This is a genomic window from Streptomyces sp. NPDC090088, assembly GCF_044747345.1.
Taxonomy (GTDB): Bacteria; Actinomycetota; Actinomycetes; order Streptomycetales; family Streptomycetaceae; genus Streptomyces.
Window position 1 is genome coordinate 900,087 of sequence record NZ_JBIVDZ010000004.1, and the last position, 17,193, is coordinate 917,279.

The following is a 17,193-nucleotide window of genomic DNA, read 5'->3' on the forward strand; positions in this document are numbered from 1 at the left end:
CGGGTCCACGCCCGCTCACACGGTCACGGTCTTGAGCTCGACGTACTGGGCGAGCCCGGCGGCCCCGTACTCGCGGCCGATCCCGCTGGCCTTGTAGCCGCCGAAGGGGCCGTCGAAGGAGATGGCCGCGCCGTTGACGGTGACCGTGCCGGTGCGCAGGCGGCGGGCGACTTCCAGGGCGTGGTCCTCGTCGGCGGACCAGACGCCGGCCGAGAGGCCGTACTCCGAGTCGTTCGCGATCCGTACGGCGTCGTCCTCGTCGTCGTACCCGATGACCACCAGGACCGGGCCGAAGATCTCCTCCTGGGCGATCCGCATGGAGTTGTCGACGTCGGCGAACACGGTCGGGGTGACGTAGTTCCCGCCCTCCAGTCCTGGCGGGATCCCGGGGCCGCCGGTGACGAGCCGGGCCCCCTCCATGATGCCGAGTTCGATGTACTCACGCACGCGCTGCTGCTGGTCCGGGCGCACCATCGGGCCGATGAAGGTACCGGGGTCGGCCGGGTCGCCGACCTGGAGCGACTCCACCAGGTCCTTGAAGGCGGCGACGACCTCCTCGTACCGGGCGCGGGGCGCGAGGACCCGGGTCTGCGCGATGCACGACTCGCCGTTGTTGAGCAGGGAGGCGAACCGCAGTCCGCGTACCGCCGTGTCCACGTCGGCGTCCGGCAGGATGACCGCGGCCGACTTGCCGCCCAGTTCCAGGCTGACGCGCTTCAGCTGCTCGCCGGCGATGGCGGCGATCCGGCGGCCGGCCCGGGTCGAGCCGGTGAAGGCGATCTTGTCGATGTCGCGGTGCGAGACGAGGTACTCGCTGGTCTCCCGGTCGGCGGGGAGCACGCTGATCACGCCTTCCGGCAGACCGGTCCGCTCCAGCAGTTCGGCGAGGACTCCCATGCTCAGCGAGTTCTCCGGGGACACCTTCAGGACGACGGTGTTCCCGGCCAGCAGCGCGGGGATGATCTTCGCCATGGCCGCCGAGAACGGGGAGTTCCAGGGGATGACGGCGGCCACGACACCGACGGGCTCGCGCCGGACGACGGCGCGGGGCGCGGCGGCGGACTCCAGGGCCTCCTCCCAGCCGAACCCCTCCGCCGCCCTGAGGTAGGCGTCGGCCTGCCGGGTGAGCCCCGGCTGTCCGGCCCTGGTGAACCAGGCGGCCGAGCCGTTCTCGGCCGAGATCAGCCCGGCGATCTCGTCGGCGCGGGCCTCGCGCAGGGCGTTCAGCCGTCGTATGACCGCGATGCGCTCGGCCGGTGCCGTGTGCGGCCAGGTGCCCTCGTCGAAGGCGGCCCGGGCGGCGGCCACGGCACGGTCGACGTCGGCGGGCCGGGCCTGGGCGGCGCGGCCGATGACCTCCTGGTCGTGCGGCGACCGGATGTCGAGCAGCTCGGGGCTGCTGGGCTCCACCCAGGAGCCCGCGACGAAGAGACGGTCGTAGGTGATCATGTGCTCTCTCCATTCCTTAACTGTCACATCAATGTAGCAGTTAATTGAGAGAGAGCCTCTCTGGTGATGCGGTAAGTGAGTCAGGTTTCACACCGCGGGCTATGCTCACCGCGTGAGAGCAGACGCAGCACGCAATCTGGAAGCGGTCCTGACGACCGGGGCCCGCATGCTCGCCGTCGACCCGGGCGCGAGCATCGCCGCGATCGCCGCCGAGGCGGGTGTCGACCGGCGCACCGTCTACCGGCGGTTCGCGTCCCGCGAGGAGCTGCTCGCGGCGATCTACGAGGCGCGGTACGACGCGGTCCAGCGGGCCGTGGACCGCGCCAGGCTGCGTGAGGCTCCCGTGGCGGTGGCGCTGCACCGGTACGTCGAGGAGATCATCGAGGTCAACCGCACCTGGCCGGTGGAGCTGACCCGGCTGCGATCCGACGACGCGATCCGGGAGCGGCGGGACGCCCTGATCGGCGAGGTCGAGGACTTCCTGCGGCGCGCCACCGACGAGGGGCTGCTGCGCGCGGATCTCCCCCTCGCCTGGGCGAGTTCACTGCTGCCGCAGCTCATGCACCTGGCGTCGCAGCAGCTGCCCGGGCTCAGCGCCGCGAGGGCCGCCGATGTGGTCGTCGACAGCTTCCTGCGCGGGCTCGGCCCGCGGTGACCGCCGAGGGGGGTTGCCGGGCGCCCGTGCGTCTGATTGGGTACGGCGCGACAGAACGGGGGCGACCGACGTGGATCAGGCCGCTGAACAGGGCGTTCGAGGGACGCTGCCCGAAGGGCTCGGACGGGCGATAGAGCGGACCGCCGACGAGATCGCCGCGTTGCTGCGGGGCGCGTCCGACATGGGTGCCGCGGTGCCGGGTTCGGCGTGGACGGTCGGCGAGGCGGCGGCCCATCTGGCGCTGGCCAACGAGCTGATGGCCGATCTGGCGGAGGGCCGGGAGCGCCCGTACGGGGACGGCACACCGCAGAGTCTGGCGGCGGCCAACGCGGAGTCGCTGGCCGTGTTCGGCGAACGCCGGGCCGAGCCGCTGGCGGCGATGATCACCGAGCAGGCCAGGCGGTGCGTCGACGCGCTGGCCGGGCCGGCCGACGGTCCGGCGCCGGTCACCCCGCTCGGTGTGCTGGAGCGGCCGGAACTCGCCTCCTACCTGCTCACCCACATGCTGGGCCACGGCTACGACCTGGCCCGTGCGGTGCGGCGCCCGCACATGGTCGACGCCGAACGGGCCGGGCTGTGCATGCCGTTCATGCGCACGGTGATGCCGGCCGTGGCGAACGGCTCGGCCGTCGCCGGGACGACCGCCCGGTACACGATCCGGCTGCGCGGTGGCGGCGGCGCCTTCGGGGTCTCGGTCGCCGGCGGTGCCGTGCGGGTGACGCCACAGCCGCAGGACCGCCCGGACTGCACGATCCTCATCGATCCCGTCGTCTTCCTGCTGATCGCCCTCGGCCGCATCAGTCCCTGGCCGGCCATGGCCCGGGGGCAGGTGCTCGCCTTCGGGCGCAGGCCCTGGCTCGCGCCGCGCTTCCCCGCCCTGTTCGTCGCCCCCTGACTTCCGCCGGGGCACTCCCTGACCTCAGCCGAGGTCGCCGACGCTGATGGCGCCGACCGGGCAGGCACGGGCGGCTTCCGGTACGAGGGGGTCGGCGGGGTCGCGGACGGTGCCGTAGCCGTCGTCGTCCTGGAAGAAGGCTCCGGGTGCGGTGAGGGCGCACTGGCCCGCGCCGATGCAGACGTCCTTGTTCACGTCAACGGTCATGGTCTGCCTATCAGTTCAGGAGGGGGCGGGGTCCCGGGAGTGGCGGGCGGCGGCGCCAGGGCGGTGCTGATCACGCGGGCCACCTCGGCCGCGCGCGCGGTGAGGTAGAAGTGTCCGCCCGGGAAGGTGACCAGGTCGAAGGCGGCCGTGGTGTGTTCCCGCCAGGCCTGCGCCTCCTCGGGGGTCACCTTGGGGTCGTCGATGCCGGTGAGGGCGGTGATGGGGCAGTCCAGGGGCGGGTCCGGGGCGGCCCGGTGGCTCTCGACGATGCGGTAGTCGGCGCGGATCGCCGGGAGCACCATGCGGACGAGTTCCTCGTCGGCGAAGACCCGCGAGTCGGTGCCGCTGAGCGCGCGGATCTCCCGCAGCAGGCCCTCGTCGTCGAGCCGGTGGGCGGCCTCGGGCCGGTGCCGTGAGGGGGCCCGGCGGCCCGAGGCGAACAGCGCGGCCGGGGTCCGGCCTGCCACCTGCAGTCCGCGGGCCACCTCGAAGCCGAGGACGGCGCCGAGGCTGTGCCCGAAGACGGCGAGGGGTCGGTCGGTCCACGGCAGCAGTTCGGCGGTCACCTGGCGGGCCAGCACGTCGATGCTCGGCGCGCAGGGTTCACCGCGGCGGTCCTGGCGGCCCGGGTACTGGACGGCGAGCACGTCCACGCCGTCGCCGAGAAGTGCGGGCAGGCCGGCGAAGAACGTGGCCGAGCCGCCCGCGTGGGGCAGGCAGACCAGGCGTACCGGGGCCGCCGGGCGGGGCTCGAAGCGGCGGATCCACAGGGTGCCCTGCGGGTCGCCGCTCATGAGGCGGCGCGCACGGTGTCGTAGCGGTGGAAGCCCCGGCCGGTCTTGCGGCCCAGCCGGCCCTCGTCGATCAGCCGGTCGAGGAGCGGCGGTACGGCGTGCACGGCGTCGCCGGTGCCGTCCTCCATGCTGCGGGCCACGTCGGCGATGACGTCGAGGCCGATCAGGTCCAGGACCGCGAGCGGGCCCATGGGGTGGCCGCAGCCGAGGGTCATGCCGCGGTCGATGTCCTCGGCCGTGGCGATGCCGGACTCGTACATCCGGACGGCGGCCATCAGGTACGGGATGAGGAGGGCGTTGACGACGAAGCCGCAGCGGTCCTCGGCGCGCACGATCTCCTTGCCGAGCACGCCGGTGACCAGGTCCTCGGCGCGGGCGGCGGTGCGCTCGGCGGTGTGCGCGGACCGGATGACCTCCACCAGCGGCATGGTCGGCACCGGGTTGAAGAAGTGCAGGCCGATCACGTCGCCGGGGCGGTCGGTGGCGGCCGCGAGGTCGGCGATGGCGAAGGACGAGGTGGTGGAGGCGAGGACCGCCTCCGGGTCCTCGACGGTCTTGCCGAGCGCGGTGAACAGCCGCAGCTTGGTCTCCCGTTCCTCCGGGACCGCCTCGATGACGAAGTCCCGGTCGGCGAGGGCGTCCGGGTCGGCACCGAACACCGCCCGTTCCTCGGCATCGGCGCGCAGGGCGTCGTCGATACGGCCCTTCGCGTGCGCCCGGTCGAGCAGGCGCAGCACGCGGGTGCGGGCGCGGTCGGCGGAGGTCGGTCCTGAGCCCAGGATCCGCACGTCCAGACCGGCGCGCAGGCACTCGACGGCGATGCCGGCACCCATGGTGCCGCCGCCGACGACACCGATCCGGCGGGCGCTCACGCCGCGCTCCGCACGACCGGCGCCGACCAGCGCAGCAGGCCCGCGGCGACCGCCATGCCGGCGCCGAACCCGGCGAGCAGCACCAGGTCGCCGGGGCGCAGGGCACCGGAGCGGTTGGCCTCGTCCAGGGCGATGGCGACGGAGGCGCTGCCGGTGTTGCCGGAGTGGTCGAGCGGCAGGTGGGTGACGGCGTCGGTCAGGCCGCAGGCGTCGACGAGTTCGGTGACCATCATGCCGTTGGCCTGGTGGGGCACGAAGTGGTCGACGTCGGCCGCCTTGTGGTCGCAGCGCTCCAGCAGGGCGTCGATGATGCCGGGCACGTTGTCCATGACGTAGTCGCGGACCTCCCGGCCGCGCATGTGCAGGACATGGCCGCGGCCGGTGACCGTCTCCGCGGAGGCGGGGCGGCGGCTGCCGCCGCCGGGGATCTCGATCAGCCGGTGGGCGGCGCCGCCGCCGATCATGTCGAGGTCCAGGAAGCCGGAGCCGTCGTCGACGGCCGCGACCACGGCGGCTCCGGCGCCGTCGCCGAACAGCACGCTGGTGGCCCGGTCGTCGAAGTCGACGAACCGGGAGTAGACGTCGGTGCCGATGACCAGGGCCCGGGCGGCGGGCCGCAGGCTGATCAGGGCGCGGGCCAGGGCGAGCGAGGTCACGAAGCCGGAGCAGGCGATGTTGACGTCGAAGCAGCCGGCGCGGTGGGCGCCGAGCGCGTCCTGCACCAGGGTCGCGGTGGCCGGGATGGGGGCGTCCCCGGTGGTGGTGGAGACGATGAGGTAGTCGATGTCGCCGGCGCCGAGCCCGGCCGCGTCCAAGGCTGAGCGGGCCGCGCGCACGGCGAGGTCGGAGGCCGCCTCGTCGGGGGCGGCGAACCGGCGCGAGACGATCTTCGTCTTGCGTTCGATCCACTCCTCGCTGGTGCCGGGCACCATCGCCACCACATCGGCGTTGGTGACCACCCGTTCGGGCAGGTAGGAGCCGGTCGCGAGGATGCCGATGCCGCCGGCGGACAGGTCCGCTGTCATGTTCGTTTCCCTTCGGGTGTCCGACGGCCCGGTCAGCCCGCGACGGCCGCGGTGACGGACCGCAGCGGGGTGAGGGTCTCCTCGCCGATGCGGGCGCGCAGTTCGGGCGCGGTGACGCCGAGGCCGCGCTCGGGGGCGAGGCAGAGGACGCCGACCTTGCCGACGTGCTGGTTGAGCTGCACCAGGCGGGTCGCCTCACCGACGTCCGCCAGCGGGTAGACCCGGGAGATCACCGGGACGATGCTGCCCTGCTCGAAGAGGCGGGCGAACTCGGTCATCTCCTGGAGGTTGGCGATGTGGCTGCCGACGATCCGCTTGAGCTTCATCCACAGATAGCGGTTGTCGAAGGTGTGGTGGTACCCGGTGCTGGAGCCGCAGGTGACCACCACCCCGCCCCGCCGTACGACGAACACGGAGATGCCGAAGGTGGCGCGGCCGACGTGCTCGAAGACGATGTGCGGGTCCTCCCCCACCTCCCGGCGGACGATCGCGCCGAGCCGTTTGCCGGCCTTGATGGCGAGTTCGGGGTCGTCACCGGTGTCGTCGCCGATGCCGATCTCCTCGCGGTTGATCACCACCTGGCAGCCCAGCTTCCGGGCGACGGCCTCCTTGGCCTCGGAGCCGACCACGCCGACGGCCACCCCGCCGCCGTTGCGGACCAGTTGGGCGGCGTACGCGCCGAGGCCGCCGGAGGCGCCCCAGATCAGCACGATGTCGCCCTGCTTCATCCGGGCGCCCCGGTCGCTGACCAGCATCCGGTAGGCGGTGCCGCCGCAGACGGGGATGCCGGCGGCCTCCTCCCAGCTCAGGTGCGGCGGCTTCGGGATGAGCTGGCTGGCGCGGGCCACGGCGTACTGGGCGAGGCCGCCGTAGTTGGTCTCGAAGCCCCAGGCGAGCTGGGCCTCGCTGAGCATGCCGTCGGCCTGGGTGGCCGGCTCCTGGTCGTCGACGTGGGCGGGGCTGACGACGACGTGGTCGCCGACGCGCCAGCGCCGTACACCCGAACCGACCCGCACCACGACACCGCTGCCGTCCGAGCCGAGCACGTGGAAGGGCTGGTCGTGGCGGGCCGCCCAGCCGCCCTGCCGGGCGTAGGAGCGCAGGAACCGGAAGGTGGACAGCGGCTCGAACTTCGCCGACCAGACGGTGTTGTAGTTGACGGAGCTGGCCATGACGGCGACCAGCACCTCGTCCGGGGCGAGGTCGGGCATCGGGACCTCGCCGACGTGCAGGGTACGGCGGACGTCCTTGTCGGTGGCCTCGGCGAAGATGCCCTCGTCCTCGACGCGCAGGTGCGCGGCGGTGAAGCGGTCGGGCAGTTCGGCGCGGGCGAGCTCGTCCGGGGAGGCCCCGGACAGCACGGCGTCGGTCAGGGACATGGGTACCTCATTCGCCGGTGGGCGGTTCTATGGACAGCGCGTGGTGGAAGACGTTGCGCGGGTCCCACTGCGCCTTGGTCCGCTGGAGCCTGGGGTAGTTGTCCTTGTAGTAGAAGGTCGACCAGGGCACGCCCGAGTCGTTGTGGGCGGGGTCGGCGAGATCGGCGTCGACGTAGTTGATGTAGCAGCCGTCCCAGGTGCCGTCGGGCACCGGCACCCCGCCGGTGGCCGCGTAGACCTCCTTGTACATGCCGCGCACCCAGGCCAGGTGCTTGTCGTCCTCGGCCGGGTTCGTCCACCACGCCTGGTACTGCATCTTGACCAGCGAGTCGCGCTGCGGGATGGCGGTGGCGTCCGGGGCGACGGCGGCGATCTGCCCGCCGTACGGGAAGATGATCAGGGAGGCGCCCGGGTTGCTGTAGTCCGTCGCGGTCAGGTAGCGGTGGATGGTCGCCGCCTGCTCGGCCGTGAAGTTGGTCCTGAGATACGCCGACTTGGCCTTGACCCGGACCGCGGGGGCCGCGTAGTTCGAGGTGGAGACGAACCGGGTGACCTGGCCCCAGGTGGCCTTGGTGGGCGCGGCGGCCAGGGCCTGGCGGATGCCGTCGGAGGTGCCCTCGCCGATCGCGGCGAGGTGGTCGGCGAGCAGGTCGGCGGCGCCGTCCACGGTCGCGTCGACCTGGGTGATCAGGGTGAGCACGCCGGTGGAGACGTGGTTGAGGCCGAACAGGCTGGACAGCGCGTTCTCCTTGGCGCCGGGGGCGCTGTGGTCGCCCAGCCAGGCGATGAAGTTGGTGAGCAGCCGGGCGAAGTCGGCCTCGTCGATGGCGCTCCACGGGATGGCGGCGATGTTGAGCAGCACGTGCGAGGGCGGCTGGGGCAGCAGGGTGCGCGGGTCGTCGCCGGTGGCGCCCGGGGTGCGGAACCAGTACTTGGTGACGACACCGAAGTTGCCGCCGCCCCCGCCGGTGTGCGCCCACCACAGGTCGTGGTTCGGGTCGTCGGGGTCCGCCGTCGCGACGACCGCGCGGGCCTTGCCCGCGGCGTTCACGACGACCACCTCCACCGCGTACAAGTGGTCGACGACCAGCCCGAACTGACGGGACAGCAGACCGTAACCGCCGCCGCAGGCGTGGCCGCCCATGCCGACCGAGTAGCACAGCCCGGCCGGGAGGGTGACGCCCCACTCGTGCAGCAGGGTGTCGTAGACGTTGAGGAGGATCGCGCCGGGCTGGACGGAGAAGGCGCGGCGCTTCGCGTCGTAGCCCACCTCGTCCAGGGTGGACAGGTCGAGGACGACCTCGATCTCCGGGTTGTAGACGAAGTTCTCGAAGCAGCCGCCGCCGCTGCGCACCGAGAACCGCTTTCCGGTGTCGACCATCTCCTGGACCGCGGCGACCGCCTCGGCGGTGGAGCGGATCACCCGGATCTGGTCCGGGGTGCCGATCCAGCGCTTGTTGTAGCCGCTGGTCATGTCGTCGTAGCGGGCCTCGTCCGGGGTGACGACGATCGGCGCGGTCGTCGTCTCGGCGGCCAGGGCCGGGCCCGCGGTGGTGCCTGCTGCCACGGTTGCTCCCGCCATCGCGTATCCGAGTAGCTGTCTGCGGCCCAGCTCAGCCACGGGCCACCGCCGGCATCCGGGTGATGGCGCTCACGAAGTTGCTGGTCACGCGGACCGGCTCGCCGATCTCGAAGTCCGGTACGCGGCGAAGGAGTTCCTTCAGCAGGACGCGCAGCTCCATCCGGGCGAGGACGTTGCCCAGGCAGTGGTGGGGGCCGCCGCCACCGAAGCTGATGTGCCGGTTGGGGTTGCGGGCCAGGTCCAGGAGGTGCGGGTCGGTGAAGACCCGCTCGTCGCGGTTGCCCGAGGGGTAGAACAGAGCCACCTTGTCGCCCTCGCTGATGTGCCGCCCGCCGAGTTCGGTGTCCCGGGCGGCGGTACGGCGCAGCGTGAGCACCGGAGTGGACCAGCGCAGCAGCTCCTCGATGGCCTTGCCGGAGCGGGCGTCGAAGTCGGCGGCGAGGAAGGCGCGTTGCTCGGGGAAGTCGGAGAGCGCCTTGCCGGCGTGGCTGATCGTCTGGCGCGGGGTGTCGAAGCCGGCGCCGATCAGCAGCAGGAAGAAGGCGCTGATCTCGGCGTCGGTCAGGCCCTCGCCGTCGACGCGGGCCTGCACCAGGTCGGTCATCACGTCGTCCTGCGGGTCCGCGCGCCGCGCCCGGGCGATCGCGACGGCCTTCTGCGAGACCAGTCCGACGACCTCGTTCACGATGTCGGCGCGGTCCCGGCCGAGCTTCTCCGCCTCGTCCCGGCTGGCCAGCATGACGGTGATGGCCTCGGTGAAGCGGTCCAGCTCCGCCGCGTCCAGACCGAGCATGTACGTCATCGTCCAACGGGCCATCGGCATCGAGACCTTGGCGACGAAGTCGCACTCGCCGGCGGTCGCGAAGTCCTCGACGATCCGGCGGACCTCGTCCTCCATCGACCCGCGCATCTGCTCCATCCGGGCGGGACTGAAGGCCGCGGTGACCAGGCTGCGGACCTTGAGGTGACGGGGCGCGTCCATGGCGACGATGGACTGGGTGGCCTGCAGGATGTCCTCGGGCAGCTCCTCGAACTGCACGCCCTTGCGGGAGATGTAGAGATCCGGCTGGCTGCTCACGGCCACGATGTCGGCGTGCCGTACGACCGCCCAGAAGCCGTCGTCCGGGGGTGTGGGCAGGAGGCTTCCCTCGGGCGCCTTGTGCCAGGAGACCGGTCGTTCGTCGCGCAGGACGCGGAAGGTGTCGTCCCAGGCCGCCGGGGGCTGCGACCAGAAGTCGATGGACGAAATGTCGGCGGTGTCGAACCGCCGGGCCGCGGTGGTCACCAGGGTCTCCTCCTCGGGGAAACGGCACGCGCGCCGAGGTGATCGGCGCGCGCCGGGCCGTACCGGAACGGGGGACCGCGTCCGCGGGCCGTCGGGGACGGCACGCGGCGGGCGGTCGCGTCCCGACGCACCGCCGAGCATGGGATCAGCTCCCTGCCGGGGCCTTGCACACCGCTTGCGGCTTCCTTGCGGGCGGCCGGTCCGCGCGGGACCGGCCCCCTGATCAGGCCCGACGGGGACCGGTGGCGCCGTTCGGAGAGGCCGGTGGCGTACGGTGCGACAGCGGGCGCCGCGGGCCCCGGCCGGTGCCGTGCGCGCCCTGCTGCTCCTGCACCGCGCGGACGGCGCGCTTGCGCAGCCGGGTGCGGTCCGTGCCGCTCAGCTCGGTGAGCAGCACCTCCTGCGTCAGCGCGTCCCGGAACGCCAGCCGGAACGGCGACCGGGTCTCCCGGCGCAGCAGCCCGCAGCGCACAGCCTCCTCCAGGGCCGCCTCCGGGTCACCGCCGCGCGGCACCGCCTCCTGGACCAGCGCCAGGTCGAAGGCGGCACCCAGCGCCGAACAGCAGCGCAGCACCTCCAGCACCGGCTCCGGCAGCGCCGCAAGCCGCCGGCCCAGCGCCTGCCGTACGCCCAGCGGCACGTCGGCCAGCGCGGCCTGCACCGCCGTACGGTCCTGGAGCGGTTCGGGGTCGCCGACGCCGGCCAGGAACTGGTGCAGGAAGTACGGGTTGCCGCGGCTGCGTTCGTGCAGCACCCGCAGGACGTCGTCGGGCACCTGGATCCCCGTCTGCACCGCGACGAGTTCGCCGGTCTCGGCCCGGGACAGGCCGGTCAGCCGCAGGCTGCGGGTGCGCGGATCGCTGAGGACGTCGGTGACCGCGCCGCCGTGCATGAAGTCCGCGGCGACCCCCGTGTCCTCCGCGATCACGACGACACCGAGCGGTTCGCCGCGCAGCCGGCTGCGCAGCAGGGTCAGCAGTTCCAGGGAGCGTTCGTCGGCCTGGTCCAGATCCTCCAGTACGACGACCAGCGGCTCCTCGGCGGCCAGCGCGAGCAGCGTCTCGCACATCGCGTCCTGGACGAGGAACCGGGCCAGCGGCGGTTGCTCCTCGGCGGCCAGGAACCGGCCCACCGCCTCCGGGTCGAGCATCAACGGGGCCAGCAGCCGGCCGAAACGGGCCTCGGCGCGGCGGAACGGTTCGGGGCGGGAGACGGCGAGCTGCCGGAAGACCTGGGACCACACCCAGTAGTCCGGTACGCCGTCCCAGGAGGTGCAGCAGCCCCACACCACCTCCTGCAGCAGGTCGTTGAGATGCGCACCGACCTCCGCGACCAGTTCGGTCTTGCCGACGCCCATCTCCCCGAGCACCGCGGTGAGATGGCTGCCCCCGTTCAGCGCTTCCAGCACATGCCCACCGAGCACCCCCCGCTCCCGGCCCCGGCCGACGAACAGCCCCCGCACCCGGGGGAGGTCGCCCAGGGTGCCGGTGGCGGGGGTCGGGGGCGAGGCAGGAGGGAGAGAAGAGGTTGGGGAAGGGGCGATGGCAGGCGGGTGGGGGGCGCCGGGCGCGTGTGGAGCGGCAGGCACGTGCGGGGCGACGGCCGTGTGTGCCGACGGTGCGGATGCGGCGGGAGCGTCGGATGCGGGGACCGCGGATGCGGGGACCCCGGATGCGGGCAAGTGAGCGATCGGCCCGTTCGAGACGGGGGCCGGGGGCGGTCCGCCGGGAGCGGACGGGGCGTAAGAAGAGGACAGCGGGGTCTGCGGGTGCGAGACGGCGGACTCCGGCGCGGCGGCAGACGGGGCGGCGTCGGCAGGTATCGGCGCGGCGGCGGGCGCGTACGGAACGACAGGCGTCGGCGCGGGGGCAGGAGCGTACGGAACGACAGGCGTCGGCGCGGGGGCAGGAGCGTACGGAACGACAGGCGTCGGCGCGGGGGTGGGCGTGTGTGAAGCGGCAGGGGTCGATGTGGCGGTGGGTGTCCGGGTGTCGGTGGCCGGGGTCGGATGGCCGGGTGTCGGGCGTTCCCGTGCGTGCGCGGAGCCTGTGGGGCCCCCTTCGGCGGCGGCACCTGGCGACACCGGCCTCGCTGAACCCGTCGCGTCGGCCCGACTCGCCGTGCTCGCCCGGCTCGCCGGCTCCCCCGCGCCCCGCTCGGCCGCTCCGGGGGTGCCGGTGGTGCCGGGGCGGGGGCGTTTCGGGGGTTCGGGGAGGGTGAGGCGCTGGTGGAGGATGTCGGTGTGGACGCCCTGGAGTTCGGTGCCGGGGTCGACGCCGAGTTCCTCGGCCAGATGGCGGCGGGTCTGTTCGTACAGGCGCAGCGCCTCGGCCTGCCGGCCCACCCGGTACAGGCCGGTCATCAGATGGCCGACAAGGCGCTCGTGGGTGGGGTTGTGCTGGACTTCCGGATACAGTGCCCGCACCACACGGTCGGCGTCACCGAGGGCCAGGCAGGCGTCGGCCTGGGCCTCCAGCGCGGTCAGGCGCAGCTGTCCCAGGCGTTCGTTCTCGTCGGCGATGGGGCGGTAGGAGACGAGTTCGAGGTAGGGCTGGGCGCGCCAGAGCCCCAGTGCCCGGGTCAGCGCGTCGCGGGCCTGGTCGAAGCGGCCGTCGGCGAGGAACTGCCGTCCCTGCTCAATCAGTCGTTCGAATCGATGGGCGTCGACGAGTTCGGGGTCGAGGTCGAGGACATAGCCCGGGGAGAGGTGGCGCAGCCGGGCGTGGGCACCGCCCTGTTCCCTGGCCTTCTCCAGGGCCCGGCGCAGATGGGAGACGTATGTCTGGAGGGTGGCGACGGGGTGCCGTGGCGGACGCGGACCCCAGAGTTCGTCCACCAGCTGACCCACCGCGACAACGTTTCCCAGGCGCACCAACAGCAACCCCAGCAACGCGCGGTGGCGCAACGGCCCGAGCGGCAGTGCCTGTCCGGCCCGCAGCGCTGTCAGCGAGCCGAACACCCGTAACTCCCATGCGGCGGGGTGTTTTTCCTCCTCTCGGTCCGTGGTCCGCCCGGCCGTGGTCGGCGTGGGGCTCATCGCGCTCGCCTGATCCAGGATCGCGCGCTCGAACACTTCAGCCATACACTTCCTTCGTCCACAGGGAGGCTCTCGGGGAATATCGCGTGGCACCCGGTTGAAGCGCACCACACGAACTGCACGAACCGCAGCAAGAAAAGGGTCAGAAGAGTCGACCGGGCCACGACCGGTTCCGAATGAATTCGGCCGGATGTGGGGACGTCCGGCGCCTGTTCCGCCACGAATTCTTCTGCAGCCGTTCACCTCCCCCGTCGGGACCAGTGCGTCCGCCCAGCTCACACGAGCGAACGCGCCGGTACCGGACCTCCAAGATCCGCCCCCCGTCCGGCACTTGAATGCGATCGTAGAACACCGGTTGTGCCGAAAATGTGACGCGCCTTGAGAGCGCTCCACCGATGGGACGGTTTCCGGCCAGTTCAGCGCGGGTGAAAATCACGTATGGAATCCGGCCGCACCGCTGTATGACCCACGCATCGGATTCGAACTGGTTTACCCTCGAACGCGTGTGGCTGACCGTACTTGGGCCCCTGCGGGCCTGGCAGGACGAGGTGGAACTCGATCTCGGTCCCGCCAAACGCCAGGCCCTGCTGGCCCTGTTGCTGGTCCGGACGGGGCAGCCGACCAGCCTCGCCACGATCATCGACGTGCTGTGGGGGCAGGATCCGCCGAGCAGCGCCGCCAACGTCGTCTACCGCCACACGGCAGCGATCCGCCGTCTGCTGGAGACCGGCGACCCGAGCCCGGACCGGCCGGCCACGCGTCTGGTGCGGGTGTCCGGCGGATACCGGCTGGACGCCAGCCCGGTCACGCTCGACCTGCTCAGTTTCCGCCAGCTGACGGGCCAGGCACGGGTGCTGGCCGGCAAGGGGGCGATGCGCGAGAGCGTCCGCCTGCTCACGCGCGCGCTGCGGCTGTCCCGGGGACCGATCGCCTCCGGGATCCTCTCGCATGTGGCGCAGCACCCGTACTTCGTCGCCGTGGACGGCGAGTATCTGACGGCCGTGAAGGAGGCCGCGGTGATCGCCGGGCGGCTGGGTGAGCCCGGCGCCGTCCTCGATGTGCTCCAACCGGCGGCCGTCCAGCACCCGTTGGACGAGATGCTGCAGGCGCAGCTGGTGCAGACGCTCGCCGCCACCGGCCGTCAGGCGGAGGCGCTGCAGGCCTATCACGCGGTCCGTACCCACCTGGACGAACAACTCGGCATAGCGCCCGGGCCCGAACTGCGGTCCGTGTACGAGGACATCCTGCTGCGCGGGACGCGGAGCGCCGAGCCGGTTCCCGGCACCGCCGGGTCCGCCCCGCTCTCCGCCCACGTTCCGCTCGACAGCCCCTGCCCGTTCAGCGGGCACCGCGAGCGCTGCGGCCCGGACGCGGGGTCCTCCGAACCGCTCCCGCCGGAGGCCGCCGAGTTCGTCGGCCGGGAGGCCGAACTGGCCTTCCTCGACACCCTGGCACCGACCGACCGGAACCCGGGCGGCAACGGCACGTCGGACGGTGACGAGGCCCCAGGCGGTGACGCGGCTCCAAGCGGTGACGCAGTCCCATCCGATGAAGCGGTCCCGGCCAGTGACGCGGTCCTGGTCAGTGACGCGGTCCCGGCCAGTGACGCGGTCCCGGCCAGTGACGCGGTCCCGGCCAGTGACGCGGTCCCGGCCAGTGACGCGGTCCCGGCCAGTGACGCGGTCCCGGCCGGTGACGCGGTCCTGGTCAATGACGCAGTCCTGGCAAGCGACTTGGGTCCGGCCGATGACGCACTCCCGACCACTGTCGCGCTCCCCACCAGTGACACGGGTCCGACCAGTGACACGGGTCCGACCAGTGACACGGGTCCGACCGACGACGCGCCTCCGGCGAGCGAGGTGGTTCTGGCCAGTGGCGCAGTCCCGACCAATGACGCGGTTCCGGAAGCCGCCGTGACCCCGGCCCCCGGCTCCGGCTCCGCTTCGGCCGGCCCCGGCGCTCGGGGCGCCGCCATGGGGGCGCCGGTGTGCGAGGTGCCGTTACCCGGGGCGGTGGCTGCCGGGGAGGGCAGCGGCACGGCGGGCGTGGTGGCTCCGGCGGCCGCTCCCGTGGGAGCCGTCGCGGCGGCTGTCGTGGGGCCGCCGGGCATCGGCAAGACCGCGTTGGTGGTCCGCGCGGCGCACCGGCTCGGCGCGCGCTTTCCCGACGGCGTGCTCTTCGTGGACCTGCGCGGGCACGCCCCGTCCGGCAACTCGGTCGCCGCCGAGGAGGCGCTGCGCAGGCTGCTGGTCGCCCTCGGCACGCCCGAGCACCGGGTCCCGGCCGGGCTGCGGGCGCGGGCCGCGCTGTACCGGGGCCTGCTGGCGGGCCGCCGCGTCCTGGTCGTCCTGGACGACGCCCGGGACGCCCGCCATGTGCGGGCCCTGCTGCCGCGTTCCCCCGGCTGTCTGACCCTGGTCACCAGCCGGGATCCGCTGGACGACCTGGTCGTCAGGGAAGAGGCCCGGCGGCTGGAGCCCGGCGCGCTGGACCCGGCCCGGGCGTACGAGGCGCTGGCCCGTCAGGTGGGCGCGGCGCGGGCCGCGGCCGAACCGGAGGGGGCGGTGGCCCTGGCCGGGTGCTGCGCCGGCGTACCGCTGGCGCTGTCCCTCGCGGGCGCCGTGGCCGTCCGCCGTCCGGACGACGGACTCACCGCGCTGGCAGCGGAACTGCGCGCCCACTGTGCCCCGCCCGGCAGCCCGCCCAACCCCGCCGAGACGGTCCACCGGGTCCTGTTCTGGTCGTATGCGCACCTGCCCGCCGAGACGGCCCGGATGTTCCGGCTGCTCGCCCTGCATCCGGGCCGGGACATCCCGGTGTCCGCCGCGGCCAGTCTCGCCGGGGTGGCGCCCGTACCGGCCCGGGCGATGCTCGACGAGCTGTCCGGGGCCCGGCTGCTCAGCACGCAGGAGACCGACACCTGTCATCTGCACGATCTGCTGCGCGCGTTCGCGCTGAAGCTGTCCCGCGTGCACGACCCCCACGACCTGCGCCGGCTCGCCGTACGCCGCATGCTCGACCACTATGTGCACACCGCCCGGGAGGCGGGGTTCCGCCTCTCCCCGCACCGGAACGTGCTCGGCGCGCTGCCGGCGCTGCAGCCGCGCACCGCCCCGGAGCGACTGCACGGCACCGCCCAGGCCGCCGACTGGCTCGACCGCCGGCTGCTGCCCGTTCTCAGCGCCGTGCTGCGCGAGGCGGCCGCGCTCGGCCTGCACGCGCACGTCCACCAGCTGGGGCTGGCGCTGGAAGTCCCGCTGGACCGGCGGGCCCGCTGGGACGAGCAGATCGCACTACAACGGACCTGCCTGTTCACCGCCGACCTCCAGGGCGACCTGGTGGCCCGCGCGCACGCGCACCGCGCGCTCGGCTTCGCCTACGGCCGGCTGGGCCGGCACACCGACGCGCAGACCCATCTGCACCGCGCGCTGGACCTGTTCACGGAGGCGGAGGACGAACAGGGGCAGGCCGGGGTGCACCGCTGCATCGCGTTCCGGGCCAATGTCGCCACCCGGCACGACCTGGCCCTGCACCACTACCACCAGGCCCTCGATCTGTACCGGGGGGCCGCGGACACGGTCGGCGAGGCCGACGTCCGCAACGACATCGGCTGGACCCATCTGCTGAAGGGCGACTACGCCGCCGCCCTCGACCCCTGCGAACGCGCGGCCGGTCTGTGCCGCACCGCGGGCCATCCGGCCGGCGAGGCCACCGCCTACGACAGCCTCGGCTACGCCCTGCGCCAACTCGGCGCGTACGACGAGGCGCTGGTCCACTACCAGCGCGCCCTCGACCTCCACCGCGCCCAGGACGAGCGCTACCTGCAGGCCGACACCCTGGTGCACATCGGGCACACCCGGCTGGCCCGCGGAGAGCACGCGCGGGCGGCCCGGACCTGGCAGGAGGCCCTGTCCCTGCTCGACGGGATGCGCCATCCCGACGCGGGCCCGCTGCGGCGCAAGCTGGAGCAGACCGGGACCTGCGCCGGGACACGCGCCGACTGAGCCCCCGCA

At 73.2% G+C, this 17,193-nt stretch carries 12 protein-coding genes; 3 read left to right on the top strand and 9 right to left on the bottom strand.

Annotated features, from left to right (window positions below; translation table 11 throughout):
- Window positions 1–15: 15 nt before the first annotated feature.
- On the bottom strand, window positions 16–1,449 hold the full coding sequence (locus tag ACIPSJ_RS23905) for an aldehyde dehydrogenase (RefSeq protein WP_401348618.1): 1,434 nt from the start codon (window positions 1,447–1,449) through the stop codon (window positions 16–18).
- Between the two features lie 166 nt (window positions 1,450–1,615).
- On the opposite strand from ACIPSJ_RS23905, the gene ACIPSJ_RS23910 reads away from it, so the two are divergent.
- Entirely contained in the window at window positions 1,616–2,104 is a 489-nt protein-coding gene (locus tag ACIPSJ_RS23910) for a TetR family transcriptional regulator (RefSeq protein ID WP_359222790.1), read from the top strand.
- A 70-nt stretch (window positions 2,105–2,174) separates the two neighbouring features.
- Window positions 2,175–2,999, top strand: a complete 825-nt coding sequence (locus ACIPSJ_RS23915; protein WP_401348620.1) for a maleylpyruvate isomerase family mycothiol-dependent enzyme — start codon at window positions 2,175–2,177, stop codon at window positions 2,997–2,999.
- Window positions 3,000–3,023: 24 nt separating this feature from the next.
- Here the strand turns inward: ACIPSJ_RS23915 and ACIPSJ_RS23920 are convergent, their stop codons facing one another.
- The 8 genes from ACIPSJ_RS23920 to ACIPSJ_RS23955 all read right to left on the bottom strand — a co-directional run bounded on the left by ACIPSJ_RS23920 (window position 3,024) and on the right by ACIPSJ_RS23955 (window position 13,225).
- Complete coding sequence (locus tag ACIPSJ_RS23920; protein ID WP_355725356.1) at window positions 3,024–3,206, bottom strand: ferredoxin; 183 nt, start codon at window positions 3,204–3,206, stop codon at window positions 3,024–3,026.
- Window positions 3,203–4,000 carry a thioesterase II family protein gene (locus tag ACIPSJ_RS23925; RefSeq protein ID WP_401348622.1) on the bottom strand — a complete coding sequence of 266 codons (798 nt, stop codon included), beginning with the start codon at window positions 3,998–4,000 and terminating at the stop codon, window positions 3,203–3,205. Before ACIPSJ_RS23925 ends, ACIPSJ_RS23920 begins: the two co-directional genes overlap by 4 nt.
- On the bottom strand, window positions 3,997–4,872 hold the full coding sequence (locus tag ACIPSJ_RS23930) for a 3-hydroxybutyryl-CoA dehydrogenase (protein ID WP_401348624.1): 876 nt from the start codon (window positions 4,870–4,872) through the stop codon (window positions 3,997–3,999). Before ACIPSJ_RS23930 ends, ACIPSJ_RS23925 begins: the two co-directional genes overlap by 4 nt.
- Window positions 4,869–5,897: a 3-oxoacyl-ACP synthase III family protein gene (locus tag ACIPSJ_RS23935; protein ID WP_401348626.1), complete on the bottom strand. Its 1,029-nt coding sequence runs from the start codon at window positions 5,895–5,897 to the stop codon at window positions 4,869–4,871. The genes ACIPSJ_RS23930 and ACIPSJ_RS23935 overlap by 4 nt, the downstream gene beginning before the upstream one ends.
- 32 nt (window positions 5,898–5,929) lie before the next feature.
- Window positions 5,930–7,276, bottom strand: coding sequence for a crotonyl-CoA carboxylase/reductase (gene ccrA, locus ACIPSJ_RS23940; RefSeq protein ID WP_401348628.1), 1,347 nt, complete (start codon window positions 7,274–7,276; stop codon window positions 5,930–5,932).
- A gap of 7 nt (window positions 7,277–7,283) precedes the next feature.
- Complete coding sequence (locus ACIPSJ_RS23945; RefSeq protein ID WP_401348630.1) at window positions 7,284–8,843, bottom strand: BBE domain-containing protein; 1,560 nt, start codon at window positions 8,841–8,843, stop codon at window positions 7,284–7,286.
- Window positions 8,844–8,889: 46 nt separating this feature from the next.
- Complete coding sequence (locus ACIPSJ_RS23950; RefSeq protein ID WP_401348631.1) at window positions 8,890–10,143, bottom strand: cytochrome P450; 1,254 nt, start codon at window positions 10,141–10,143, stop codon at window positions 8,890–8,892.
- 223 nt (window positions 10,144–10,366) lie between these two features.
- The gene (locus tag ACIPSJ_RS23955) at window positions 10,367–13,225 is read right to left on the bottom strand and encodes a BTAD domain-containing putative transcriptional regulator (RefSeq protein ID WP_401348633.1); all 2,859 of its coding nucleotides are present in this window, start codon (window positions 13,223–13,225) and stop codon (window positions 10,367–10,369) included.
- Between the two features lie 458 nt (window positions 13,226–13,683).
- On the opposite strand from ACIPSJ_RS23955, the gene ACIPSJ_RS23960 reads away from it, so the two are divergent.
- Window positions 13,684–17,184, top strand: coding sequence for an AfsR/SARP family transcriptional regulator (locus ACIPSJ_RS23960; protein ID WP_401348635.1), 3,501 nt, complete (start codon window positions 13,684–13,686; stop codon window positions 17,182–17,184).
- Window positions 17,185–17,193: the final 9 nt, after the last annotated feature.

Coding starts and splice junctions, on each gene's coding strand:
- ccrA (WP_401348628.1), bottom strand. CDS start 7,276: ATGTCCCTGACCGACGCCGTGCTGTCCGGGGCCTCCCCGGACGAGCTC.
- ACIPSJ_RS23925 (WP_401348622.1), bottom strand. CDS start 4,000: ATGAGCGGCGACCCGCAGGGCACCCTGTGGATCCGCCGCTTCGAGCCC.
- ACIPSJ_RS23955 (WP_401348633.1), bottom strand. CDS start 13,225: ATGGCTGAAGTGTTCGAGCGCGCGATCCTGGATCAGGCGAGCGCGATG.
- ACIPSJ_RS23935 (WP_401348626.1), bottom strand. CDS start 5,897: ATGACAGCGGACCTGTCCGCCGGCGGCATCGGCATCCTCGCGACCGGC.
- ACIPSJ_RS23905 (WP_401348618.1), bottom strand. CDS start 1,449: ATGATCACCTACGACCGTCTCTTCGTCGCGGGCTCCTGGGTGGAGCCC.
- ACIPSJ_RS23920 (WP_355725356.1), bottom strand. CDS start 3,206: ATGACCGTTGACGTGAACAAGGACGTCTGCATCGGCGCGGGCCAGTGC.
- ACIPSJ_RS23910 (WP_359222790.1), top strand. CDS start 1,616: ATGCTCGCCGTCGACCCGGGCGCGAGCATCGCCGCGATCGCCGCCGAG.